The sequence below is a fragment of the Alkalimarinus alittae genome, assembly GCF_026016465.1.
Lineage (GTDB): Bacteria > Pseudomonadota > Gammaproteobacteria > Pseudomonadales > Oleiphilaceae > Alkalimarinus > Alkalimarinus alittae.
Genome location: NZ_CP100390.1, coordinates 1,030,001 through 1,052,729, shown reverse-complemented (window position 1 = coordinate 1,052,729; position 22,729 = coordinate 1,030,001). Strand labels below are relative to the sequence as shown.

The 22,729-nt window shown below is 43.3% G+C and carries 21 protein-coding genes, 1 tRNA gene and 2 rRNA genes (1 of these 24 only partly in view); 13 read left to right on the top strand and 11 right to left on the bottom strand.

Translation table 11 applies throughout. From position 1 onward, the window contains the following. Positions 1-34: 34 nt before the first annotated feature. From NKI27_RS04640 to trmL, 4 genes are all read left to right on the top strand, one after another. Positions 35-1,261, top strand: coding sequence for a multifunctional CCA addition/repair protein (locus tag NKI27_RS04640; protein ID WP_265048520.1), 1,227 nt, complete (start codon positions 35-37; stop codon positions 1,259-1,261). A 32-nt stretch (positions 1,262-1,293) separates the two neighbouring features. Next, positions 1,294-2,082 carry a pteridine reductase gene (locus tag NKI27_RS04635; RefSeq protein ID WP_265048519.1) on the top strand — a complete coding sequence of 263 codons (789 nt, stop codon included), beginning with the start codon at positions 1,294-1,296 and terminating at the stop codon, positions 2,080-2,082. A gap of 26 nt (positions 2,083-2,108) precedes the next feature. Further along, positions 2,109-3,287, top strand: a complete 1,179-nt coding sequence (locus NKI27_RS04630; RefSeq protein WP_265048518.1) for an acetyl-CoA C-acetyltransferase — start codon at positions 2,109-2,111, stop codon at positions 3,285-3,287. Positions 3,288-3,442: 155 nt separating this feature from the next. Further along, a complete protein-coding gene (gene trmL / locus NKI27_RS04625) occupies positions 3,443-3,907 on the top strand; it encodes a tRNA (uridine(34)/cytosine(34)/5-carboxymethylaminomethyluridine(34)-2'-O)-methyltransferase TrmL (RefSeq protein WP_265048517.1) in 465 nt (154 codons plus the stop codon). Positions 3,908-3,993: 86 nt separating this feature from the next. Here the strand turns inward: trmL and secB are convergent, their stop codons facing one another. The 3 genes from secB to NKI27_RS04610 all read right to left on the bottom strand — a co-directional run bounded on the left by secB (position 3,994) and on the right by NKI27_RS04610 (position 5,357). Further along, the gene (gene secB, locus NKI27_RS04620; RefSeq protein WP_265048516.1) at positions 3,994-4,476 is read right to left on the bottom strand and encodes a protein-export chaperone SecB; all 483 of its coding nucleotides are present in this window, start codon (positions 4,474-4,476) and stop codon (positions 3,994-3,996) included. A 175-nt stretch (positions 4,477-4,651) separates the two neighbouring features. Further along, entirely contained in the window at positions 4,652-4,915 is a 264-nt protein-coding gene (grxC, locus tag NKI27_RS04615) for a glutaredoxin 3 (RefSeq protein ID WP_265048515.1), read from the bottom strand. Positions 4,916-4,940: 25 nt separating this feature from the next. Continuing rightward, positions 4,941-5,357, bottom strand: coding sequence for a rhodanese-like domain-containing protein (locus NKI27_RS04610; RefSeq protein WP_265048514.1), 417 nt, complete (start codon positions 5,355-5,357; stop codon positions 4,941-4,943). Positions 5,358-5,536: 179 nt separating this feature from the next. Between NKI27_RS04610 and gpmM the strand changes: the two genes are divergently transcribed. The 5 genes from gpmM (at position 5,537) to NKI27_RS04585 (ending at position 11,727) form a co-directional block, all read left to right on the top strand. Continuing rightward, the gene (gpmM, locus tag NKI27_RS04605) at positions 5,537-7,087 is read left to right on the top strand and encodes a 2,3-bisphosphoglycerate-independent phosphoglycerate mutase (RefSeq protein ID WP_265048513.1); all 1,551 of its coding nucleotides are present in this window, start codon (positions 5,537-5,539) and stop codon (positions 7,085-7,087) included. Positions 7,088-7,164: 77 nt separating this feature from the next. Further along, positions 7,165-8,364: a murein hydrolase activator EnvC family protein gene (locus NKI27_RS04600; RefSeq protein ID WP_265048512.1), complete on the top strand. Its 1,200-nt coding sequence runs from the start codon at positions 7,165-7,167 to the stop codon at positions 8,362-8,364. 28 nt (positions 8,365-8,392) lie between these two features. Continuing rightward, positions 8,393-9,892 carry a S41 family peptidase gene (locus NKI27_RS04595; RefSeq protein WP_320109445.1) on the top strand — a complete coding sequence of 500 codons (1,500 nt, stop codon included), beginning with the start codon at positions 8,393-8,395 and terminating at the stop codon, positions 9,890-9,892. 7 nt (positions 9,893-9,899) lie between these two features. Next, a complete protein-coding gene (locus NKI27_RS04590) occupies positions 9,900-10,784 on the top strand; it encodes a divergent polysaccharide deacetylase family protein (protein ID WP_265048511.1) in 885 nt (294 codons plus the stop codon). A gap of 118 nt (positions 10,785-10,902) precedes the next feature. Beyond that, entirely contained in the window at positions 10,903-11,727 is an 825-nt protein-coding gene (locus NKI27_RS04585; RefSeq protein ID WP_265048510.1) for a CZB domain-containing protein, read from the top strand. Positions 11,728-11,799: 72 nt separating this feature from the next. Here the strand turns inward: NKI27_RS04585 and hisF are convergent, their stop codons facing one another. From hisF to NKI27_RS04560, 5 genes are all read right to left on the bottom strand, one after another. After that, on the bottom strand, positions 11,800-12,573 hold the full coding sequence (gene hisF, locus NKI27_RS04580) for an imidazole glycerol phosphate synthase subunit HisF (protein WP_265048509.1): 774 nt from the start codon (positions 12,571-12,573) through the stop codon (positions 11,800-11,802). A 54-nt stretch (positions 12,574-12,627) separates the two neighbouring features. Further along, positions 12,628-13,365: a 1-(5-phosphoribosyl)-5-[(5-phosphoribosylamino)methylideneamino]imidazole-4-carboxamide isomerase gene (hisA, locus tag NKI27_RS04575; protein WP_265048508.1), complete on the bottom strand. Its 738-nt coding sequence runs from the start codon at positions 13,363-13,365 to the stop codon at positions 12,628-12,630. A 48-nt stretch (positions 13,366-13,413) separates the two neighbouring features. Then, positions 13,414-14,055 (bottom strand): imidazole glycerol phosphate synthase subunit HisH, encoded by a 642-nt coding sequence (hisH, locus tag NKI27_RS04570; RefSeq protein ID WP_265048507.1) that lies wholly within the window; start codon positions 14,053-14,055, stop codon positions 13,414-13,416. 15 nt (positions 14,056-14,070) lie between these two features. After that, positions 14,071-14,664 carry an imidazoleglycerol-phosphate dehydratase HisB gene (gene hisB / locus NKI27_RS04565; protein WP_265048506.1) on the bottom strand — a complete coding sequence of 198 codons (594 nt, stop codon included), beginning with the start codon at positions 14,662-14,664 and terminating at the stop codon, positions 14,071-14,073. Positions 14,665-14,882: 218 nt separating this feature from the next. Continuing rightward, positions 14,883-15,347: an SRPBCC family protein gene (locus NKI27_RS04560; RefSeq protein WP_265048505.1), complete on the bottom strand. Its 465-nt coding sequence runs from the start codon at positions 15,345-15,347 to the stop codon at positions 14,883-14,885. Between the two features lie 196 nt (positions 15,348-15,543). Between NKI27_RS04560 and NKI27_RS04555 the strand changes: the two genes are divergently transcribed. Together NKI27_RS04555 and mutY are read left to right on the top strand one after the other, a co-directional pair. Further along, the gene (locus NKI27_RS04555; RefSeq protein WP_265048504.1) at positions 15,544-17,775 is read left to right on the top strand and encodes an AsmA family protein; all 2,232 of its coding nucleotides are present in this window, start codon (positions 15,544-15,546) and stop codon (positions 17,773-17,775) included. Between the two features lie 80 nt (positions 17,776-17,855). After that, positions 17,856-18,914 carry an A/G-specific adenine glycosylase gene (gene mutY, locus NKI27_RS04550; RefSeq protein WP_265048503.1) on the top strand — a complete coding sequence of 353 codons (1,059 nt, stop codon included), beginning with the start codon at positions 17,856-17,858 and terminating at the stop codon, positions 18,912-18,914. Positions 18,915-18,959: 45 nt separating this feature from the next. Here mutY and NKI27_RS04545 read toward each other — a convergent pair whose 3' ends face one another. After that, positions 18,960-19,901 carry a diguanylate cyclase domain-containing protein gene (locus tag NKI27_RS04545; RefSeq protein WP_265048502.1) on the bottom strand — a complete coding sequence of 314 codons (942 nt, stop codon included), beginning with the start codon at positions 19,899-19,901 and terminating at the stop codon, positions 18,960-18,962. A 284-nt stretch (positions 19,902-20,185) separates the two neighbouring features. On the opposite strand from NKI27_RS04545, the gene NKI27_RS04540 reads away from it, so the two are divergent. Together NKI27_RS04540 and NKI27_RS04535 are read left to right on the top strand one after the other, a co-directional pair. After that, the gene (locus NKI27_RS04540) at positions 20,186-20,458 is read left to right on the top strand and encodes an oxidative damage protection protein (RefSeq protein WP_265048501.1); all 273 of its coding nucleotides are present in this window, start codon (positions 20,186-20,188) and stop codon (positions 20,456-20,458) included. A 105-nt stretch (positions 20,459-20,563) separates the two neighbouring features. Beyond that, a tRNA-Phe gene (locus NKI27_RS04535) sits at positions 20,564-20,639 on the top strand. A gap of 635 nt (positions 20,640-21,274) precedes the next feature. On the opposite strand, the gene rrf is transcribed toward NKI27_RS04535, so the two are convergent. Both rrf and NKI27_RS04525 read right to left on the bottom strand, forming a co-directional pair. Continuing rightward, a 5S ribosomal RNA gene (gene rrf, locus NKI27_RS04530) occupies positions 21,275-21,390 on the bottom strand. 179 nt (positions 21,391-21,569) lie between these two features. After that, a 23S ribosomal RNA gene (locus NKI27_RS04525) occupies positions 21,570-22,729 on the bottom strand; it runs 1,733 nt beyond the window's last position.

The window sequence follows — 22,729 nt, the reverse complement described above, 5'->3', positions numbered from 1 at the left end:
CTCTTTTTTCAGATTCCGGAAGTACGTCGAACAAATGAAAATTTATCTTGTAGGTGGTGCGGTACGAGACCGGCTTTTAGGGCTGCCAATTAAAGATCGTGATTGGGTTGTTGTGGGGGCGACACCAGAACAGATGATCAATGACGGCTATCAACAAGTCGGCGCTGACTTTCCTGTTTTTCTGCACCCCAAAACGAAAGAAGAATATGCACTCGCACGTACTGAGCGAAAGAAAGGCAATGGTTATTTAGGCTTTGAGTGTCATGCATCTCCTGACGTCACGCTAGAAGAAGACCTTAAACGCAGAGATCTCACGATCAACGCTATGGCCTCTTTCGAAAACACCCTTGTCGACCCTTATAGTGGACAGGACGATTTAAACAAAAGGATACTCCGCCACGTATCTGGCGCTTTCGCTGAAGATCCCTTGCGTATTCTCAGGGTCGCTCGATTTGCTGCACGATTTCATCATCTAGGTTTTTCTATTGCAGATGAAACCATCAAGTTAATGTCTGAGATCGTTCGATCAGGCGAAGCCTCACACCTTGTAGCAGAACGAATTTGGCAAGAAACCGCTCGTGCTCTAGGCGAACAGTCGCCTTGGGTATACTTCGAAGTCTTACGTGAATGTGGTGCGCTTAAGGTACTCTTTCCTGAACTAGATACATTATTTGGGGTGCCCCAACCTGAACTCCACCACCCTGAAATAGATACGGGTATACACAGTTTAATGTCATTAAAGGCCGCGTCTCTACTCAGCAGTGATATTGAAGTTCGGTTTGCTGCCTTGACTCATGATTTAGGCAAAGGTCTAACACCCATGTCCGAGTGGCCCAGACATCATGGTCATGAAAAAAAGGGGCTCACCCCCATAAAAGCGCTTTGCGCCCGATTAAAAGCCCCTAACGATGTCCGTACCCTTTCTTTATTAGCGGGTGAATTTCATACTCATGTGCATAGAGCGTTTGATCTCAAGCCGGCCACGCTATTAAAAGTTATTAAATCTTCAGATGCCTTTCGCAATCACAGTCGACTGAAACAATTATTACTGGTCTGTGAAGCTGATGCCAAAGGCCGTACGGGTTACGAAGATACAGAATATCCTCAACGGCAATATTTCTTAGACGCGTTTGACGCAGCTAACACCGTAGAGGTATCTGAACTCATCAAACAAGGGTTTAACGGCAAAGAGTTGGGCCAAGCCATCATGCGCAGCCAACAAGATAAAATTCAACAAATAAAAGAAGCCCACACGCACTAATGCAGGCTTTGGCAAAGGAACAGAACCATCAAATGAGTGACTCAGATCGAAAGCACAAAGTAGCACTTATTACCGGTAGCGCACGCCGTATTGGGGCGAGTATTGCACTAGCCCTTCACCAACAAGGCTATAATATTGTCATTCACTATAACCAGAGCAAGCGTGAAGCTGAAAAGGTTGTGGATGAGCTACTCAAAAGCCGAGCTCATTCAGCCATTGCGGTGCACGGCAACCTACAAGCCCTCAATGATTTAACCACATTAGCTGATTCAACCGTTGCGCAATGGGGACAAATTGACCTATTGGTTAACAATGCGTCTTGTTTCTACCCCACGCCTATTTCATCCGCCTCGGACATTGAAAAAACAGAGCCCAAATTCAAAGTTGATGACTGGAATGGGATACTTGATACAAATCTACGCGCTCCGTACGTCTTATCGTTATTATTAGCGAACGCGTTGCGTGAAACCAATGGCTCAATTATTAACTTAGTAGATATTTATGCAGACAGGCCATTAAAAAACCATTCTATTTATAATATCAGTAAGGCCGGTATTGCCATGATGACACAAACACTTGCTAAAGAGCTTGCTCCAGACATAAGGGTGAATGGCGTTTCACCAGGCGCTATTTTGTGGCCTGAGAGTGAAGCCGAAACAACCGAACAAAACACAACTCGAGAGCGCATTATCTCACAAACACCGTTGGCACGCTGCGGTTCACCGCATGATATCTGTGAGGCCGTTAGCTACCTCGCGAACAGCCAGTTTGTAACCGGACAAATAATCAAAGTGGATGGCGGAAGAAGCCTCCACTTATAAATATTTTTTTAAACTGAGGATACTCCATGAAGAATGTTGTAATTGTTGCCGCAGGCCGCACCGCGATAGGTGCATTCAGCGGCGGACTGGCATCAATGACCGCCGCTCAACTAGGTGCGACCACTATAAAGGCGCTACTTGAGAAATACGCTATTTCAGCTGATCAGATTGACGAGGTCATACTTGGCCAAGTGCTCACCGCCGGCTGTGGTCAAAATCCTGCTAGGCAATCAGCTGTTAATGCGGGCATTCCAAATACCGTTCCTGCAATGACCATCAACAAAGTCTGTGGCTCAGGGCTTAAAGCCGTTCACATGGCAGCCCAGGCAATTGCTTGTGGCGATGCAGATATGATTATTGCGGGCGGACAAGAAAGCATGAGCCAATCGCCTCACGTACTTCCAAAATCAAGAAGCGGTCAGAAGATGGGAAACTGGAATCTTGTAGACACCATGGTTAATGACGGTTTATGGGATGCGTTTAATGACTATCATATGGGGATCACAGCTGAAAACATTGCTGATAAGTTTGAGATTTCGCGAGAAGAACAAGACGCGTTTGCAGTAGCCTCGCAGCAGAAGGCGGAAACCGCTCAAAAAGCAAACCGTTTTGCAGATGAAATTATTCCTGTCACCATCCCTCAGCGTAAAGGTGACCCGATTGTCGTCGATACCGATGAAAACCCTCGTCATGGCGCAAACATTGAGTCGATGAGCAAAATGCGACCAGCCTTTAAAAAAGAGGGTTCCATTACCGCCGCCAACGCATCATCACTGAATGATGGCGCAGCAATGGTTGTGGTTTGTAGCGAAGAAAAGGCCAAAGCACTAGGGTTAACGCCTTTAGCGACCATTAAAGCCTATGCAAACGCGGGCGTTGACCCTAGCATTATGGGCACTGGGCCTGTACCCGCAACACAAAAATGTTTGAGCAATGCAGGCTGGACTATTGATGACCTAGACCTAATCGAAGCAAACGAAGCCTTTGCGGCACAAGCTATATCAGTTAACCGCGGACTAGGCTGGGACACGGATAAAGTCAACGTCAATGGCGGTGCTATTGCCCTTGGCCATCCTATTGGTGCTTCTGGCTGTCGAATTCTAGTCTCGTTAATACACGAAATGATTAAACAAGATGCTAAGAAAGGCCTCGCAACACTCTGCATAGGTGGAGGCATGGGCGTATCACTCGCTATTGAGCGATAACACTGGCTAATCCTCTTAACTTATCAACAAAGCTAGCATTAACGCTAGCTTTGTTAGATTTTCATGTATGAATTGAATTTGTCGTTAGTTTCAGTCAATAGCACGCTATAATAATCCCCACTATCAACCCTCCATAATGAAAACCTCTATCGTCTATGATAAATATCGTACTGTTCGAACCCGAAATCCCACCCAATACGGGTAACTTAATTAGACTCTGCGCCAACACAGGCTTTCAGCTTCACCTTATTGAGCCGATGGGGTTTGTTCTAGATGACAAAAGACTTCGTCGAGCAGGTCTGGATTATCACGAATGGGCCGCTGCAAAAATCCATAAAAACTATGACGATTTTTTAGCAGCAGAACAACCTGAACGTATTTTTGCTTTAACAACAAAAGGCAGTAAGTATTACCATCATGTTGAATTTGAGAAGAATGATTATTTAATCTTTGGACCAGAGTCTAGAGGTCTACCAGAAGAGATTCGGATGCAGATTCCAAATGAACGCTGGATACGCGTCCCGATGAAAGAAAGCAGCAGAAGCTTAAACCTTTCGAATACCGTCGCCCTAGTGGTATATGAAGCCTGGCGTCAACTTGACTTTGAAGGGGGGATTTAGCAAGGTAAGTGGCAAGAAGTGTGCACCTTTTAGATAGTATGCAAACAACCTTCTTGCGACTGTTAAGCTTGGTCGTTTCTACTCAATTAATGAGTAGCTGCGCCTTCTTCCTGTGCTGCTTCTTCTTGCTTACGCTGCATCGCTTCTGCAAAAATTGCATCAAAGTTAACCGGTGCCAACATCAACGATGGGAAGCTTCCTTTGTTAACTAAGCTATCAACAGCTTCGCGAGCATACGGGAAAAGCACATTTGGGCAAAAAGCACCTAATGTTTGAGCAAGTTGAGGCCCTTCAATCCCTGTAATGTGGAATATACCCGCTTGTTGAATTTCAACAATAAAGGCCACTTTCTCTTCAACTTTAGCTGTGATTGATAATGATAAAACGACCTCAAACTGAGAATCACTCACTTTGTTGCTTGCCGTATTCAAATCCATATTGATTTGAGGCTTCCACTGCTGCTGGAAAACTTCAGGCGCATTAGGAGATTCAAACGAGATGTCTTTTACATAAATACGCTGTAGAGCAAATTGAGGCTGAACAGGCGCTTGTTGTTCATTTTCCGGCATAACAATTCCTTAGTCTTAATATTTTTATTTATTGGGGTAATCGGAGCTCAAATAGCCGATACCTTCTGTCATCATAAAAGTTTAACTGCCATGATTCGAGTGCAGGTGTCACTTTTACTTAACTCAATTCGTATATTGACGTAATTGACTCGAGCTTAGATATTAGGAGATGGGGTCAAGGGGACTCAAGTTCAAGTGCTTGATCCAGTTTTCCTTTTCGTTCTAGCGCATACAGCTCATCACAACCACCGACATGCTCATCACCAATCCAAATTTGAGGCACCGTATGAGCACCGCTTTTAGCCATCATTTCACGCCGAAGAGAAGGGTCGTTATCGACCGCTATCTCTTCATATTCAACCCCTTTTCTATTCAGGAGGGCTTTTGCACGGACGCAGTAAGGGCAAAATCGGGTGGTATACAACACTACATTTTTCATCAACTACTACTCGTCTAATGAATGACTATTTCTTAACTAAAGGCAAGCTACTATTTTTCCACTCACTAATACCACCTGACATACGGCATACATTCTCAAACCCTGCCGCCTTAAGAGTTTTCCCCGCTATACCTGAGTGCTGACCTGCTTTATCTACAATAACTAACTGCTTATCCTTATACTTTTCAAGGTCAGCAGTACGATCTTTTAAACTAGCCAGAGGAATATGCACAGAACCTTTTATGCGCCCTTCACTAAAATCTTTTTTATCCCTAACGTCAAGAATAACCCCTTCATCCTTATTCAACAGCAAGGTCGCTTGCTGAGGAGAGATGGTACGCCCAGAGCGATGTTTCTCTAACAAAAATAGTGCAATCAGCAACCCTACAAAGCTTGAAGCTAGAATCCAGTGAGTCGTAGCAAATTCAAAAAGTCTTTCCATTATTACATCCAGCCGTCGATAAAATTAAGAATGGCGGCATTATACACAGCTACAGCAACTATCTAAACAACGTTTCAATTAGCTAAATATCATCGTTCGCGTTAAAATCACATCATGCTCATTTACATCAGTATTTATATGACTTTGAAACCCAAACAATGCGGGACAATTGATAAACCATGACAGACATACGCACACCTACTGCTCTGATTATCCTTGACGGTTGGGGCCATCGCGATGAAAGCGACTCAAATGCAATTAGTAATGCCAACACCCCGTTCTGGGATCAGATCTGGAACCAAAACCCACGCACACTCATAAACACATCGGGTATGGCTGTCGGTCTCCCTGAAGGACAAATGGGTAATTCTGAAGTCGGTCATATGAACTTGGGTGCAGGCCGTATTGTTTATCAAAACTTCACCCGGATCACTAAAGACATTGCTGATGGCGATTTTTTTAACAACCCAGCTTTAACAACCGCTGTAGATAAGGCGGTTTCAGCCAATAAAGCCGTTCATATATTAGGCCTATTATCGCCTGGTGGCGTCCACAGCCATGAAGACCACATTATTGCAGCCTGTGAGCTCGCGGCAAAACGCGGCGCAACCACGATATATGTTCATGGTTTTCTTGATGGTCGTGATATGCCACCACGAAGCGCCGAACCCTCTATTAACGCGATAGAAAAGAAACTTAAAGAATTAGGCGTGGGCAGATTGGCTTCTATTATTGGTCGCTACTATGCAATGGATCGCGACAACCGCTGGGATAGAGTTGAAGCCGCATACAACCTGCTTACACTTGCTGATGCAAAATTCACTTACCCTGATGGCGTCACTGCCTTACAAGCGGCCTACGCTCGCGAAGAAAATGACGAATTTGTGCAAGCATCCGTCATTCAGGCAAGCGGTGACCAGCCCGCTACGATCAACGATGGAGATACCGTTCTGTTTATGAATTTCAGAGCCGACAGGGCTCGTGAAATTACTCGTGCATTTGTCGATACTGAAGCGTTTACAGGTTTCAAACGCACTAAGGTTGCTCAACTTGCTGACTTTGTCATGCTGACCGAGTACTCGGCTGATATCAAAGCCTCATGCGCTTATCCACCTTCAGACCTTCCCAATACCCTTGGTGAATACATGGAGAAACTGGAGTTGAATCAGCTACGCATTGCAGAAACAGAGAAGTACGCTCACGTGACGTTTTTCTTTAGTGGCGGTCGTGAAGCACTGTTTAAAGGTGAAAGTCGAGAGTTGATCCCATCACCTGATGTAGCAACCTACGATTTGCAGCCTGAAATGAGCGCACCAGAGCTTACAGACAAGTTAGTCTCAGCCATCAAAGGCTGTAAATTTGACTTAATTATCTGTAACTATGCAAACGGCGATATGGTTGGGCATACTGGTAATTATGATGCGGCGGTTAAAGCAGCAGAGTGTTTAGATGAGTGCTTGAGAAAAGTTGAAGCGGCCATTAAAGAAGTCGGCGGTCAATGCTTGGTAACGGCAGATCACGGCAACGCTGAGCAAATGGTAGACCCTATTAGCGGCCAAGCACATACAGCACACACTACACAACCAGTGCCATTAGTGTATATGGGCGATAAAAAAATCACATTAAATGAAGGAGGAAAGCTAAGTGACGTAGCCCCCTCTCTGCTGGCTTTAATGGGGTTAGCTCAACCTGAAGAAATGACAGGAACCTCTCTTATTGTTGCTGAATAAGCAATTTTAAAGCGCTAACGGGGTGAGTTAAACTCACCCCAAATTATGCAAACATACGGAATAATCAGCCAATAATAATGACAATAACGGCCTGCCATCTACGTTCTAATAATCGTTTAGTAATACGCGCGCTGCCCTTTATTGTCTTACTTTTATTACTTTTCCCTATTTCACCCTCTCATTTATCCGCAGCGAATAGCGAACCTGAAGTTTCTCCTAAGCAATTAAAAGAGCTCAAGAAAACGATTGGCAAGCTCAATAATGAACTAGATAAGGCAGAAGGGAGGAAAAATGAACTTCAGAAACGGCTAAAACAAAGTGAGTTAGAAATAAGCCGTATTGGTAAAGATATACATAAAGTGCAGCAACAACTCAATGATGCACAAAAACGCCTTAAAGCGCTTCAAGTTAAAAAGAAGGCTCTAGAACTACAACTTAAAAATCAGCAATCTTACTTAAAAAAACAAATTGTTACAGCTTACTCCTTAGGGAGACAACCAGCCGTTAAAGTTTTATTAAACTTAGAAGACCCACAAAAAATTGACCGGACTCTCGCATATTACGATTATTTCAACAAAGCACGCGCAAAAGAGATTGAGTCCTACCGCTCGACGATTAACCAGTTGAGCAGCACGCGAACCGAAATAGATCAAGAAAATGAAAAACTGATTAACGCACGTAGCCAACTTGTTACCAGCAAATCGGAACTCAACGAGAGCCAGCGAGCTAGAAAGCGGGCGCTAGCAAAACTAAACAGTTCAATTAAAGGTAAGAGCCGTGAGATTGAAAAGCTTACGAACGACCAAAAGCGCTTAGAGAAACTTCTTCAAGAAGTCGAGAAAGCAATTGCTGAGCTAAAGTTACCTGAAGACTCTAGACCCTTTTCACAACTGAAGTCTAAACTTCCCTGGCCAACTCATGGTAAAGTGACAAAATATTATGGTTCTCGCTTAGCAGGTGGAAAGCTACGTCTAAATGGCGTCATAATAGAAACTAATTCAGAAGTGAAAGTAAATGCCGTTCATTACGGAAGAATTGTATTCTCAGACTGGATTCGTGGGTTTGGTCTAATGAGCATAATCGATCATGGTGGCGGTTATATGAGTCTATACGGCCATAATAAAAGCCTATTAAAAGATATTGGGGATTGGGTTCGCACAGGGGAAACCATTGCCTACTCCGGCAAAAGTGGAGGCCAAAAAGAAACAGGCTTGTACTTTGAAATAAGAAAAAATGGCAGACCACAAAACCCATTAAAATGGCTACAACGCAAATAATAACACCTGACCTAACGGGACTTTATTAATGATAGATATTCAAAACCATCTACGCCAGTTAAAATCGACCGGCGCTGGATTTATCACCTTACCATTACTGCTTTCACTCGCACTTCATTCAAATGTAGCGCTATCAGAAGATACGGCTCCACAGATCAATAATAGCCCATCAAATCAGCTAACATCCGACAATGAAGCAACATCAGAAAATAGTGAGACAGATCAGCGAACAATTATTGCCCTGCCTGACCCAGAAAAACAGCTGCCGTTAGATGATTTGAGAAAGTTCACCGAAGTGTTTGATCGCATCAAGAAAACCTATGTAGAAGATGTCGATGACAGCACCCTTTTGAATAATGCCATTAAAGGTATGTTGTCTGGGCTTGACCCTCACTCAGCTTACTTGGAACCCTCTGCATTTGAAGACTTGCAAGAAAGTACCTCAGGCCAATTCGGAGGTTTAGGCATTGAAGTAGGGCAAGAGAATGGGTATGTAAAAGTTATTGCGCCAATCGATGATACCCCCGCCCAAAAAGCAGGCGTTGAAGCGGGTGACCTCATTATCAAGCTAGATGACACACCAGTAAAAGACATGTCACTCGATGAAGCTGTTAAATTAATGCGTGGCGAACCTGGCGAGCCGATTGTATTAACCATTGCTAGAGAAAGTGAAAACGGCCCTATCGAAATCACCATCATCAGAGACATCATTAAAGTAACCAGCGTTAAGACACGTCTGCTAGAGCCAGGGTATGGCTACTTAAGAATCACACAATTCCAAGCACAAACCGGTGAAGACTTTAGCAAAGGGCTAGCAACCTTAAAGAGCGAGAATGAAGGTGAACTACACGGCCTGATACTTGATCTAAGAAACAACCCTGGCGGTGTTCTTCAAGCGGCTGTTGCTGTTTCGGACAGTTTGCTAGACGACGGATTAATTGTTTACACCGAAGGCCGAATCAAAAGCTCTCAACTGCGGTTTAGCGCAACTCCTGGCGATGAGCTTAACGGAAAACCTGTCATAGTACTCATCAATGGCGGTTCAGCCTCAGCATCTGAGATCGTATCTGGTGCGCTGCAAGACCAAGGTAGAGCAATCATTATGGGCACAGAAAGCTTTGGTAAAGGTTCAGTACAAACCGTTATGCAACTCAATGAAGAGTATGGATTGAAGCTCACGACTGCTCGCTACTACACACCAAACGGACGTTCAATTCAAGCGTTAGGCATCGTACCTGATATAGAAGTAAGGCGTGCCAAGCTGACCGAGCTTCAATCACAAGATTTCTTCAAAGAAGCAGACTTAGCAGGTCACTTAAGTAACGGCAAAGAAGAGAAAGCAGGTAAGGATAAAAAAGTAGGAAGTACTGATCAAGACGACGCAGATGACCCTACTGCTATTCTGCAAAGAGACTTTCAACTACGTGAAGCTATAAACCTTCTTAAAGGCCTCACAATTCTTGGCAATCGAGCAATCAAGATGAGCCAGAACGCGTCTGAAACTAGCGCTACCCCCACTGAAAAATAACGCTAAGATGATGTCCATAAGTCTAAAAAGCACCATTCGCCAAATGGTGGTTAAACCTATTCAGATTCTATCATTTGGCTTGCTTTTGATCCCGAATCACTCATGGGCAGAATCCGTTAGCCAACCGACGATCGCGATTATTATTGACGATATGGGCAACCACCTGAAAACAGGTCGCCAACTAATTGATCTCCCCTACCCTCTAACACTTGCGTTCTTGCCACACCGAAAACATACCCCAGATTTAGCCCGAAGCGCTCATCGGCTCCATAAAGAAATAATGCTTCATATGCCAATGGCTAACACACTAGGACTAGAGCTCGGAGCAGGCGGTTTAACCGTGGATATGACCAAGCCCGATCTCACTAACACCTTACGCAAAGCGATTCAAGCAATACCTTACGTACAAGGCATTAATAATCATATGGGAAGTGCACTCACTCAGCGAAAAACTGAAATGGGTTGGGTTATGGAAGAGCTATATAACTACCCTCTTTATTTTGTTGATAGCCGAACAATCGCAAGTTCTATTGCAGGAACTACAGCTCAACAACACCGTATTCCAAGCTTAAGTAGAGATGTTTTTCTCGACCACTGGCAAACTCGCGAATCTATTCACAACCAATTTAACCGACTCATTCAAGTAGCTAAAGAAAAAGGCACAGCCATTGCCATTGGACACCCGCACCAAGTCACCGCCGACTATTTAGAGTGGGCACTACCGAAACTTGATCAACAAGGAATAAGAATTGCCACTATTAGCGGGCTTTGGGCCATTAGAAACAATGGCCAAGGTATGTTTAGCAACCGCAAGCAACACGCCTCTCATTCATTTGCAACTACAACAAATGAAGCCAACAACAAAAAACTTAAATCCGCTAACAAACTATAAGACTTAAAGCCTAAAAATTAACACCAACTCATTGGTTAGATTAAGGTTTCACTTCTATACTTATTAGTATTCAGCAAGCCAAAGTCGCCAATTATTAAGGGTTCAATAAGTTAACAGCATGAGCGGACAAAGTATCGAATCACTATTTAAGGGTGACCAAATTTCCGTCATTACCTTTTCTACCCGAGAGGCTTCCTTCGCGATTCCTCTCGAACAAGTCAAATATATTGAAAAGGATGTTAAACGCAATATTAATGTCGGTAAACTTGACCGCTTTAACCACGAAGTTATAACCTTCCAAAATAATGCTGTTCCTTTATTTGATTTCAGCTTGCTAACGGGTAGTCGGTCGCAGCTTGAAGAAAATAAAGAACTGATAGCCTTGCTTAATGAGCGAGAAAAAGACCATCGAGACTGGGTGGATGCACTCGACAGCGCGATCAAAACAAGCACCCCTTTTACTAAAACAACAGACCATGACAAGTGTGCTTTTGGTGTTTGGTATAACCAATTCGAAACTAACGATAGTGATTTAAAAGAAGTATTAGAGAGGTTTGATGAGCCACATAAACGAATACATTCACTTGCAGAGTCACTTTTAAACCTCGCAAAAAAAGACAAATCACGAGCGCTTATTAAGTTAGAAAAAGAACGCAACACAACACTAACTGAATTAATAAGATTGTTTGAAACCGCACGAGAAAGAATTCGAAATAGCGATCGCCCAATTATTGTTTTTGTTGAACAAAACAACAATAAAATTGGCGCACTGAGACTGGATAATATACAAGATATTGAGACCTTCACCCTCGAAAATTTTTCGAGAGACACATCTACTGAAGGGATTATGAAAAAGAATGAAACAGATTTTTCGGTCGAGGGATTTCTTAGACGCGGTGACTTACCACCTTTTATGCTAATTAACTGCCAGCCCGTTAATTAAAACGGAGCCTCTATCGCTTAAAGCCTGCCCCTGCTCACTCAGAGGCAAGTTTCTCTTTTTAAATAGCCTAGACTAGTCTCTCACCTCAACACCTTGTGCAGCCATAAACTGCTTGGCCTCAGGAATTGTATGCTGCCCGAAGTGAAATATACTGGCAGCTAATACTGCATCAGCACCGCCCACCTTAACGCCGTCAACAAGATGCTGTAAATTTCCTACACCACCCGACGCAATCACCGGTATAGAAACAGCATCACTAATGGCACGAGTCACACCTAGATCAAAGCCATTTTTCATGCCATCTTGATCCATACTTGTGAGCAAAATCTCACCCGCGCCATATTCAGCCATTTTCTTCGCCCACACTACAGCATCAAGCCCCGTTGGCTTTCGTCCACCATGGGTAAAGATTTCCCAACGATCTTCTTCATCAGGCCCACTGACTTTTTTCGCATCAATGGCTACCACGATACATTGACTACCAAAACGATCTGCAGCTTCCCTTACAAACTCTGGGTTAAATACCGCTGCAGTGTTAATGCTAACCTTATCGGCTCCCGCATTTAACATTTTTCTGATATCGTCAACGGTTCTAATACCCCCCCCCACTGTGAGCGGTATAAATACTTGGCTAGCCATTTTTTCAACAGTATGCACCATTGTTTCACGGTCTTCATGACTAGCGGTAATATCTAAAAACGTAATTTCATCAGCACCTTGCTCGTCATACTTACGCGCAACCTCTACAGGGTCACCGGCATCACGGATATCAACAAACTGCACGCCTTTAACTACGCGACCATTATCAACATCTAGACAAGGAATAATTCGTTTTGCAAGACCCATATTAACTCAACCTCAAAATACGCACGACTTAGACGCTAGCCAGTGATGCCAAACTTAAACGTTAATACCATCGCAATAGCGCTGCGCTTCCGATACATCTAAAGTACCTTCGTAAATAGCTCGCCCGGTAATAGCACCTAAAATGCCTTTATCAGCTACCGCTGCCAGCCCTGTAATGTCATCCATATTAGTCACACCACCTGACGCAATAACAGGTATGGATGAGGCCTGAGCTAAGCGCACAGTCGCATCAATATTCACGCCCTGCATCATGCCATCTCTAGCTATATCGGTGTAGACAATAGAAGAAACACCATCATTTTCGAACTGTTTTGCCAAATCAGTCGCTTCGATTGAAGATACTTCAGCCCAACCATCCGTCGCCACTTTGCCGTCTTTAGCGTCTAAACCAACGATAATATGCCCAGGGAACTGCTTACACATTTCTGTCACAAATGCAGGCTCTTTAACTGCTTTTGTACCAATAATCACATACTGAACGCCCGCTTTTAAATAGGCTTCGATTGTTTCTGCGGTACGAATACCACCACCAATCTGAATAGGTAAATCAGGGTATCTGGCAGCAATGGCTTGAACAATTTCACCATTGATTGGCTCGCCTGCAAAGGCACCGTTTAAATCAACCAAGTGCAATCTACGTGCACCTGCATCAACCCAGCGACCCGCCAAGTCAACAGGGTCGCCTTCAAATACGGTTGAGTCTTCCATTCGCCCTTGTCTCAGCCGAACACATTTACCATCTTTCAGATCAATAGCAGGAATAATTAACATAATTAAGTCTAACGTTCTCGATTAGTAGTATTTGGTGATTTTGTTTACTTAGATACGGCCGTTCCACTGAACAAAATTTTTCAACAAAGCCAAACCTGAGTGCTGGCTCTTTTCAGGGTGAAACTGAACTGCAAATATATTCTCATGACCTACAGCTGCATCAATAGACTTACCGTAATGAGAGCGGCCCATCACATAGCTTGCCTGCTCCATTGCCACGTAGAAGCTATGAACAAAGTAAAAGCGCTCATCATCATTAATTCCTTGCCAGAGTGGGTGCGACTGAACTTGTCGAACCTTATTCCACCCCATATGAGGTACTTTAAGCTTTGTACCCTCTTCCATCAACGGGTCACCAAAGTACTTGACCCGCCCAGGCAAAAGACCAATGCAGTCAACGCCGTTATTTTCTTCGCTGTGCTGCATTAGCGCTTGCATACCCACACATATTCCAAGGAAAGGACGATCTTGAGATACTTCACGAACTAACTTATCAACTCCTAAGCGTTGAATCTCAGCCATACAATCTCGTATCGCACCAACGCCAGGCAGTACCACTCTATCAGCCTCACGAATCAACGAAGCATCAGATGTCACAATGACCTTTGCCTCGGGTGCTACGTGTTCTATCGCTTTTGATACGGAATGAAGATTCCCCATGCCGTAATCGATTACTGCAACCGTATTCATTTAAATCACTCTTGCTTAAAGGCAGCCTTTAGTTGAAGGCATAATGCCTGCCATTCGCACATCAGGCTCAATCGCCATTCTAAGCGCACGACCAAATGCTTTAAATACTGTTTCAATTTGGTGGTGAGTGTTGGTGCCACGTAAATTATCAATATGTAGAGTAACCTGTGCGTGGTTTACGAACCCCTGGAAAAATTCCTGAAAAAGATCCACATCAAACCCGCCCACGGTAGCGCGAGTATAAGGTATGTTTAACTCTAGACCTGGTCTGCCTGAGAAATCTAGCACAACACGTGATAGCGCCTCATCTAAAGGTACGTAAGCATGACCATAACGACGGATTCCTTTTTTATCACCGATAGCCTTATTAACAGCTTGTCCTAGCGTAATACCTAGATCTTCAGCTGTATGGTGGTCATCGATTTGTAAGTCACCAACGGCCTTAAGATCCATATCAATCAACCCATGACGAGCAATCTGATCAATCATATGCTCAAGAAACGGTAAGCCGGTATCCATTTTTATCTGGCCGGTACCATCTAAATTCACTTCAACAGCAATCTGGGTTTCGAGTGTATTTCGTTCTACTCGAGCCTTACGCTCAGCCATTAGGTGCTCCACATAAACTTACGTCTTATCAATTTAACTTGTAGAGAAGCTCTCGCTTATACAAGCAAAGTAGGTATTCCAAAAAGAAGCATTATAGCGTTTTTATCGCGCTATATCCTAGTCAAATTTATTTGCCAGATTAGAAGTAAATATATCGAAAATAAATGGGGTGTGTATTGAGGCGCCAGACTTAGGCCACCTCAATATTTTATCAGGGATTAGCTAGAAAGCTTAGTTTTTAATCTATCAGTATACGTATCAATTAAAGCATTAAACTCATGTTTAACTACAGGACTTATAGCCAGCTTCAATAAGCTTGGTAACGGCAATGTCATTTTCGCTTCCGTCGTAAAGGTAAGGTGAGTACCCTCGTCTACAGATTTTATTTTCCAGCTTCCAGATACAACCCCGTTACCTTCACCTTTAATAGGCTTCCAAATAATCGTCCCTGCATCTCGATCGCTTTCATAGCGGCAAGCATAGATAGACTGAATTGCATGTTTATCTACCCCAATCTTTTCCATCTCCCATCGGTAAGCGTTATCACCCAAGTTGATTAACTGATCAACTTTCGGAAAGTGGCTACCTGAAACAGGCACATCTGACAATAAATCAAAAACGTTATCAAAGCTTGCTGCTACGGTGAAATCGCGATGAACTTCTATTGTTACACTGATCGCCACTGGAGACTCCTTAGTTATTATTTGTTGTAAATCTTACCTACTACCTTCATATATTATCCAGTTAACTTAATAAATACCATTCACTTTTATAGCACTACTGAATTTAGGATCTATATATTTTTGCACAAGTAATAAAAAACTCATGTGCTAAAATGAGAGGGGCTTACATGAATCATCATAAAAAGGACTCACAAACGTGCGTATATTAAAAACAACTATTTTTGCCTTACTTGGGCTTATTGCGTTACTAGTGCTGGCAGTCATTGTCATAACCGCAACAATAGACCCCAATGACTACAAAACCGATATTGAATCAGTCGTTGCCAAAAACACGACATTAACACTAACCATCGACGGCGACCTAGGGTGGTCATTTATTCCCCTAGGCATAGATGTCAATAACGTTACACTCGAGCATGCAGACGGATCCCCGTTCTCTAAACTTAACCAATTAACAGCGCAAGTTGGCTTTTTATCCCTATTAAAATTCAACCCTCAAGTTCATAAAATTATTTTGGATGGGCTAGAAGTAACACTTGTAAAGAACGAGCAAGGTGAAGCGAGCTGGGAAAACATCACTGCCAAAAAGGATGTATCAACGCAAAGTGCCTCTACTGAGCAACAGACAAATACTAAAGAGACAGAAAAGAGTCTCCCCCTAGACTCAAACGAAGATCAAGCCAGCAAGAAGGCCCTGAATCTTGAGATAGAAGAGATTGCCATCACCAATACCACTATTCACTACACTGACAAGCAATCCAACCAATCCGCATCATTAAAAGACTTTAACTTGCTGGCAAACAGCATTTCCTTCGGCAATGAGTTCCCTCTTAACATTCAATTTAAAGTATCCAACAGCAACCCTCAGCTTGATGTAGCTGCAAAAATAAATGCCGCACTCACAATAGATAGCAGTATGAAGCTCGTAGAAGTCAAAGACTTGAAGAGCGACTACACTTTGGCTGGTACACCCTTTAATGGAAAAGCTGTATCCGCCTCACTTAATGCCAACGGTATTATGGCAGACCTAACCAAAGATACTGTTAGCCTAAATAAAATAGCGTTAGCATTTGCAAACCTTTCGCTCAACTCAGACTTGGATATCAGCAACTTAAGTGGCCAGCCTCAGTTAAATGGCACACTCAATATTCAAGATTTTTCACTTCAAGCCCTGCTTGCTTCAGTAGGCCAACCGAAAATTGAAACAGCTGATCCTGAAGTGTTAAAGAAGTTAGGGTTTAGCACTGAAATAAAAGGTAGTGCAGAAGATTTGAAGCTAAACAAAGTGCTGATAAAGCTTGATGATACCAATTACACAGGCATAGTAAACTATCGTTCAGCAGGACAGTTTGTAGCAGCAAACATCAAAGGGTCAGAATTAAATGTTGATCGCTACCTGCCTCCAGTTGAAGACCCCGTTACTCAAGCAGCTGGCACTATCGCTAGCAGCGCAAGCAATGACAGAGCTGCCAGCAAGGGTAACAAGCCAGCTAAAAATAATGACCCAGAACCACAACTCCTTCCTTTAGAAGCTATTCGATCGTTAAACCTAGATATTTCCTTTATTCAGCAAACACTCATTGCAAAAAACCTAAAGCTCAATGATTTAACCTTTTTTATGAAGGCAAATAATGGCGTGATCAACGTATCTAAAGTGAGCGGTAATCTTTATGAAGGCAATTTTGACGTTAACGCGAAAATTGATGCATCATCAGATAATCCAGCATGGTCAATAAATAAGACCGTTAATAACATTCAAATAATGCCTCTTCTAAAAGACTTTCAAGATATAGAAATCATTTCAGGCGGCATAAATTTAAAAGCTAACGTCAAAACAGCAGGAAACACTATATCTGCACTTAGAGGTGCCGCTAAAGGCAGTGCAAACTTTGACTTTGATAAAGGTGCGCTTCATGGGTTCAATCTAAATAAGCTAGCCTGTGAGGGTTTCGCATTAATTAACCGAGATAAGGTAACCAAGTCAGATTGGGAGAAAAAGTCAGATTTTCAAGCAATGAAAGGCAATATTACTATTGATGGTAATACGTTCACCAATAATAACTTAACGGCTGCAATGGGAGGGTTAGCGTTAATCGGCAAAGGAGTTATAGATGCTGAGATGCTAAGTGTTAACTATGGTGTGGACCTAAAAGCTGTTGGAGACCTTGGGGATAACGCATGCCGCGTTAATGAAAAGGTTAAAGATCTAGCCATCCCGGTCATCTGTAAGGGCTCGTTAAGTGAAGATCCTGCAAAGCTCTGCAAGCTCGATAGCAGTAGAGTTCAAGAACTCGTAACTGCGGCGGGCAAAAAAGAGCTTAAAAGAAAAGCAAACAAAGAAGTAGACAAACAACTAGACAAATATCTAGGTGATGACAAATCGGAAACCAAAAAAGGCGTTAAAAACCTCATTAAAGGTTTATTCTAACCTTTATTTTTTATAACCTTTTCTCAAGGCGAGCAGCCAAATGCTCGCCTTGCCCGCCACAAAAAAGAGAACAACCTAACTTGAACGAAAAACACTTCAGTCAATCTATTCTTGAATGGTTTGATGTACACGGTAGAAAAAACTTACCTTGGCAAATCAATAAAACCCCATACAGAGTCTGGGTATCAGAGATCATGCTTCAACAGACCCAAGTGACAACTGTTATAGGTTACTACAATCGCTTCATGGACCAGTTTAAATCGCTCGAAGAGCTCGCTAAAGCAGATGAAGATGACGTATTAGGCTATTGGGCAGGTTTAGGCTATTACGCTCGCGCACGCAACCTTCATAAAACAGCAAAACTTATCGTCTCGGAGTATGACGGAGAATTCCCAAGCACGCTAGATGAGATCGAGTCTCTACCCGGTATTGGACGTTCAACAGCAGGCGCTATTCTCTCGTTATCACTAAACCAGCGCGCCCCCATTTTAGATGGCAACGTAAAACGTGTTCTCGCACGTTTTCATGCCATTGAGGGCTGGACAGGGCATCCATCTATCGCGAAAGAATTGTGGTATTGGGCGGAGCGCTACACCCCAAAAACGCGCTTTAGTGACTACACTCAAGCTATGATGGATTTAGGCGCGACACTCTGCACCAGAAGTAAACCTAATTGCCCTCAATGTCCTATTAATAGCACATGTCGTGCGTATAACGAAGACCGCACCAACACCATCCCTACCCCAAAACCAAAAAAAGCACTACCTGTTAAGCATCGATGGCTACTCCATATAGAAAACCAGAAAGGTGAGATCTATATTGAAAAAAGACCCCCGAGCGGAATATGGGGTAGCTTATGGAGTCTACCTGATGCGCCATATACATTAGATGGAAACGATATAACGCATTACTGCCGAGAACAACTAGCCGTAGAATGCACAGTGCTATCATATAAAGAGAGTTTTAAACATACATTCAGCCATTACCACCTAATATTACACCCAATAAAACTAAGTTATGTTTCAAGCATACCCAGTATTAGCGGGTGTTCTGACTCCCGCTGGCTTAAGGGTAAGCACCAACTTGGTTTACCTGCGCCTATTAAAATTTATATAGACTCCATGGAAGAAGAGTATTAAGCACAAGTTCAGTTACTGTGTTTATGAGCGATAGGGGTTTAAGAATCATTTAATATCTCTGTAGCTAACAGCTTTATTTCGCCCTGTTTGCTTTGCGTGATAAAGCGCTTTATCTGCTAAGTTAAGGTAGTCATCCCCCCTCAACATACTTGTAGGCACTTCATTATATACCCCCATACTCAAGGTTACATGACTTACAACTGAGGATTTCTCATGCATGATATTTTGAGACTTCACCTTCGCTCGAATCTTCTCAGCTAAGACTTTTGCATCTTTTTCTGTTGTGTTTGGTAAAATAAGGGCGAATTCTTCCCCTCCAAAACGGGCAGCTAAATCAGTTGCTCTTTTTAAGCTAGAAATTAAAACGTTTGCGATTACTCTTATGCAATCATCACCCTTTAGGTGACCGTAAAAATCATTGTATGATTTAAACTCATCAATATCACACATAACAACCGACAGGGGCTCATTATTACGAGAGCACCGCGCCACCTCATGTTTTAAAAACCGATCCATATAACGTCGATTAGCCAAACCAGTAAGGCCATCTACATCAGCCAGCCTTTTTAATTCTACATTAGCCGCTTCAAGCTCATCAGAGACCTCAATAAGACGCTGACGCATATTTGATATCCGCTCCATTGCTTTCATTTTAGCGGCCAGTACCTGCTGGTCTAGAGGTTTAGCTAGGTAGTCATCCCCTCCTGCATCAATTCCCGCAGAAATATCCTCAGCAGTAAACCTAGCACTTAAGAAAATAATGGGTACCCAGTTATCCTCATGCTCTCTAATAGCCTTAGCTGCCTCATGACCTCGCATAACAGGCATAACTTCATCCATCAAAATAATATCAGGGTTATGCTCACGATATAACTCAAGAGCCTGCTGGCCATTTTCGCCAAGGATAACTTCATGACCTAGTTCAAGCAGAAAGGCTTCTGATATCACTCTATCCACTGGGGAGTCATCAACTAACAAGACTTTCATTTATAAACCTATAATTACACACACTTAAAATAATGCTTTAAACCTATAAAGAAGGGTTAACGGCCATTTATACAAGTACAGCCACTTTTTTGTTTTTTTCAAGTTCTAAACCCAACCTAAGGATAGTGACAGCGACTGATTACAACTTATTGCCACTATAGCCTACATGGTAAAAGCACTGTAATATATTTTAGTATAGACAGCTGAGCTGATACTGCTTGTTCATTATTAAATAAGCGTATCCCTCAACCCTTACATAGTTTAAGAAATAGAGGTACTTTTTAATGAGTCGAATGGTTTTCTGCGTTAAGTATCAAGAAGAGCTTGAGGGAGTTGATATCCCACCTATGCCTGGCAAGAAGGGTGAATATATATTCAACAATATATCTAAAAAAGCCTGGAGCGAATGGCAGACTAAACAAACCATGCTAATAAATGAAAAACACTTAAATATGATAGACCCGAATTCTAGAAGCTATCTAGCAGAGCAGATGGATAACTTCCTAAGCAATAAAGACACCGACATTGTTGAAGGATATACCCCACCAAAAACGTAATAATGACAAGAACAAGCTTTAAAGCAGTGAATACATTAAGAATATCTTTAATTTATCACTTAATGCTTGACTCATTGTCATGAAACAGGTCTAATACGCCCCGTTGCCCGGATAGCTCAGTCGGTAGAGCAGAGGATTGAAAATCCTCGTGTCCGTGGTTCGATTCCGCGTCCGGGCACCATTATTCTAAAAGCCTCGCACTTTGTGCGAGGATTTTTTAGTTTTAACATACCGAAAATATCCAGTAGAGACTCAAATGGAATACCTCTAAATAGAAGCCAACTTAATCGTCACGCCCTAAATAATATTAACCCCCTTCACCCCCCCTCGATAGAAAGTCATTTCTTGTAAAAAAACCTCCGAACACTAAACCAAGATCCTAAAAGTCATAACCATAACCTTATTTGTATAGACCACAAAGAAACCTCCCTACACCCCTCTCATAAGCACTTAATGTATCATTAGTATTATCTCTACAAGGATATAGAAAACGACGCCCCCTACAGCAAACAATAGCGCTTACTCTGTAATAGGTCTTTAAAAGGGCATTCAAGCATTGACAATACAGCCAGTAATACAAACTTAACCCCTTTTTGGTTCATCTGGATCGCAGAGTCACGAACCGCCTGATAAGATTGTCATGACAGCTCAGCCTGCTTGGATGTTTTTCCGCCAAAGCATTCCCCTTATTCCGCTCATAGCATCAAGGCCCTAGCGTATCGCAGCCCCACTAGTTTGAGCCTACATCTCACGCCACTTTCTTCCAGACAATAAAAAACCCCGGTAGGATACCCTACCGGGGTTTCGTATTTAGATGCCTGACGATGACCTACTCTCACATGGGGAGACCCCACACTACCATCGGCGCAGAACCGTTTCACGACTGAGTTCGGGATGGGATCAGGTGGTTCCAGTTCGCTATTGTCATCAGGCAAAACCTTGGCTAGCTGATCGAAGATGATTTATCTTTTTGATCAGTTAACAACAATTTCGCAATGTCTTTAACATTTAGCAAGTAAATTAAGTTTTATAACATATCGGATCATAATCACATTATCCGGTAAATATTTTCGTTTTGATCGTTTCAGACTCAAAACTATTTGGGCGTTATATAGTCAAGCCTCACGGGCAATTAGTACTGGTTAGCTCAACGCCTCACAACGCTTACACACCCAGCCTATCAACCTCATAGTCTTTAAGGGCCCTTTAGGGAGCTCGAAGCTCCAGGGAAATCTTATCTTGAAGGGGGCTTCCCGCTTAGATGCTTTCAGCGGTTATCCTGTCCGAACATAGCTACCGGGCAATGCTACTGGCGTAACAACCCGAACACCAGAGGTTCGTTCACTCCGGTCCTCTCGTACTAGGAGCAACTCTTCTCAAATTTCCAACGTCCACGGCAGATAGGGACCGAACTGTCTCACGACGTTCTAAACCCAGCTCGCGTACCACTTTAAATGGCGAACAGCCATACCCTTGGGACCGGCTTCAGCCCCAGGATGTGATGAGCCGACATCGAGGTGCCAAACACCGCCGTCGATGTGAACTCTTGGGCGGTATCAGCCTGTTATCCCCGGAGTACCTTTTATCCGTTGAGCGATGGCCCTTCCATACAGAACCACCGGATCACTATGACCTACTTTCGTACCTGCTCGACGTGTCTGTCTCGCAGTTAAGCGCGCTTATGCCATTACACTAACCGCATGATGTCCGACCATGCTTAGCACACCTTCGTGCTCCTCCGTTACTCTTTGGGAGGAGACCGCCCCAGTCAAACTACCCACCACACAGTGTCCTCGATCCGGATTACGGACCTGAGTTAGAACCTCAAACATACCAGGGTGGTATTTCAAGGGTGGCTCCGCCCGAACTAGCGTCCGGGTTTCAAAGCCTCCCACCTATCCTACACAAGTAGGCTCAAAGTTCACTGTGAAGCTATAGTAAAGGTTCACGGGGTCTTTCCGTCTAGCCGCGGATACACTGCATCTTAACAGCGATTTCAATTTCACTGAGTCTCGGGTGGAGACAGCATGGCCATCGTTACACCATTCGTGCAGGTCGGAACTTACCCGACAAGGAATTTCGCTACCTTAGGACCGTTATAGTTACGGCCGCCGTTTACCGGGGCTTCGATCAAGAGCTTCGCCGAAGCTAACCCCATCAATTAACCTTCCGGCACCGGGCAGGTGTCACACCCTATACGTCCTCTTACGAGTTTGCAGAGTGCTGTGTTTTTAATAAACAGTCGCAGCCATCTGGTATCTTCGACTGTCA

Bases quoted from the DNA above. Each gene is read 5' to 3' on its own strand.
- NKI27_RS04590 (WP_265048511.1), top strand. From the start codon at position 9,900: ATGATGTCCATAAGTCTAAAAAGCACCATTCGCCAAATGGTGGTTAAA.
- NKI27_RS04610 (WP_265048514.1), bottom strand. From the start codon at position 5,357: ATGGAAAGACTTTTTGAATTTGCTACGACTCACTGGATTCTAGCTTCA.
- NKI27_RS04600 (WP_265048512.1), top strand. From the start codon at position 7,165: ATGACAATAACGGCCTGCCATCTACGTTCTAATAATCGTTTAGTAATA.
- NKI27_RS04585 (WP_265048510.1), top strand. From the start codon at position 10,903: ATGAGCGGACAAAGTATCGAATCACTATTTAAGGGTGACCAAATTTCC.
- hisB (WP_265048506.1), bottom strand. From the start codon at position 14,664: ATGGCTGAGCGTAAGGCTCGAGTAGAACGAAATACACTCGAAACCCAG.
- hisF (WP_265048509.1), bottom strand. From the start codon at position 12,573: ATGGGTCTTGCAAAACGAATTATTCCTTGTCTAGATGTTGATAATGGT.
- grxC (WP_265048515.1), bottom strand. From the start codon at position 4,915: ATGAAAAATGTAGTGTTGTATACCACCCGATTTTGCCCTTACTGCGTC.
- NKI27_RS04640 (WP_265048520.1), top strand. From the start codon at position 35: ATGAAAATTTATCTTGTAGGTGGTGCGGTACGAGACCGGCTTTTAGGG.
- NKI27_RS04595 (WP_320109445.1), top strand. From the start codon at position 8,393: ATGATAGATATTCAAAACCATCTACGCCAGTTAAAATCGACCGGCGCT.
- NKI27_RS04540 (WP_265048501.1), top strand. From the start codon at position 20,186: ATGAGTCGAATGGTTTTCTGCGTTAAGTATCAAGAAGAGCTTGAGGGA.
- hisH (WP_265048507.1), bottom strand. From the start codon at position 14,055: ATGAATACGGTTGCAGTAATCGATTACGGCATGGGGAATCTTCATTCC.
- trmL (WP_265048517.1), top strand. From the start codon at position 3,443: ATGATAAATATCGTACTGTTCGAACCCGAAATCCCACCCAATACGGGT.
- gpmM (WP_265048513.1), top strand. From the start codon at position 5,537: ATGACAGACATACGCACACCTACTGCTCTGATTATCCTTGACGGTTGG.
- secB (WP_265048516.1), bottom strand. From the start codon at position 4,476: ATGCCGGAAAATGAACAACAAGCGCCTGTTCAGCCTCAATTTGCTCTA.
- NKI27_RS04630 (WP_265048518.1), top strand. From the start codon at position 2,109: ATGAAGAATGTTGTAATTGTTGCCGCAGGCCGCACCGCGATAGGTGCA.
- hisA (WP_265048508.1), bottom strand. From the start codon at position 13,365: ATGTTAATTATTCCTGCTATTGATCTGAAAGATGGTAAATGTGTTCGG.
- NKI27_RS04545 (WP_265048502.1), bottom strand. From the start codon at position 19,901: ATGAAAGTCTTGTTAGTTGATGACTCCCCAGTGGATAGAGTGATATCA.
- NKI27_RS04635 (WP_265048519.1), top strand. From the start codon at position 1,294: ATGAGTGACTCAGATCGAAAGCACAAAGTAGCACTTATTACCGGTAGC.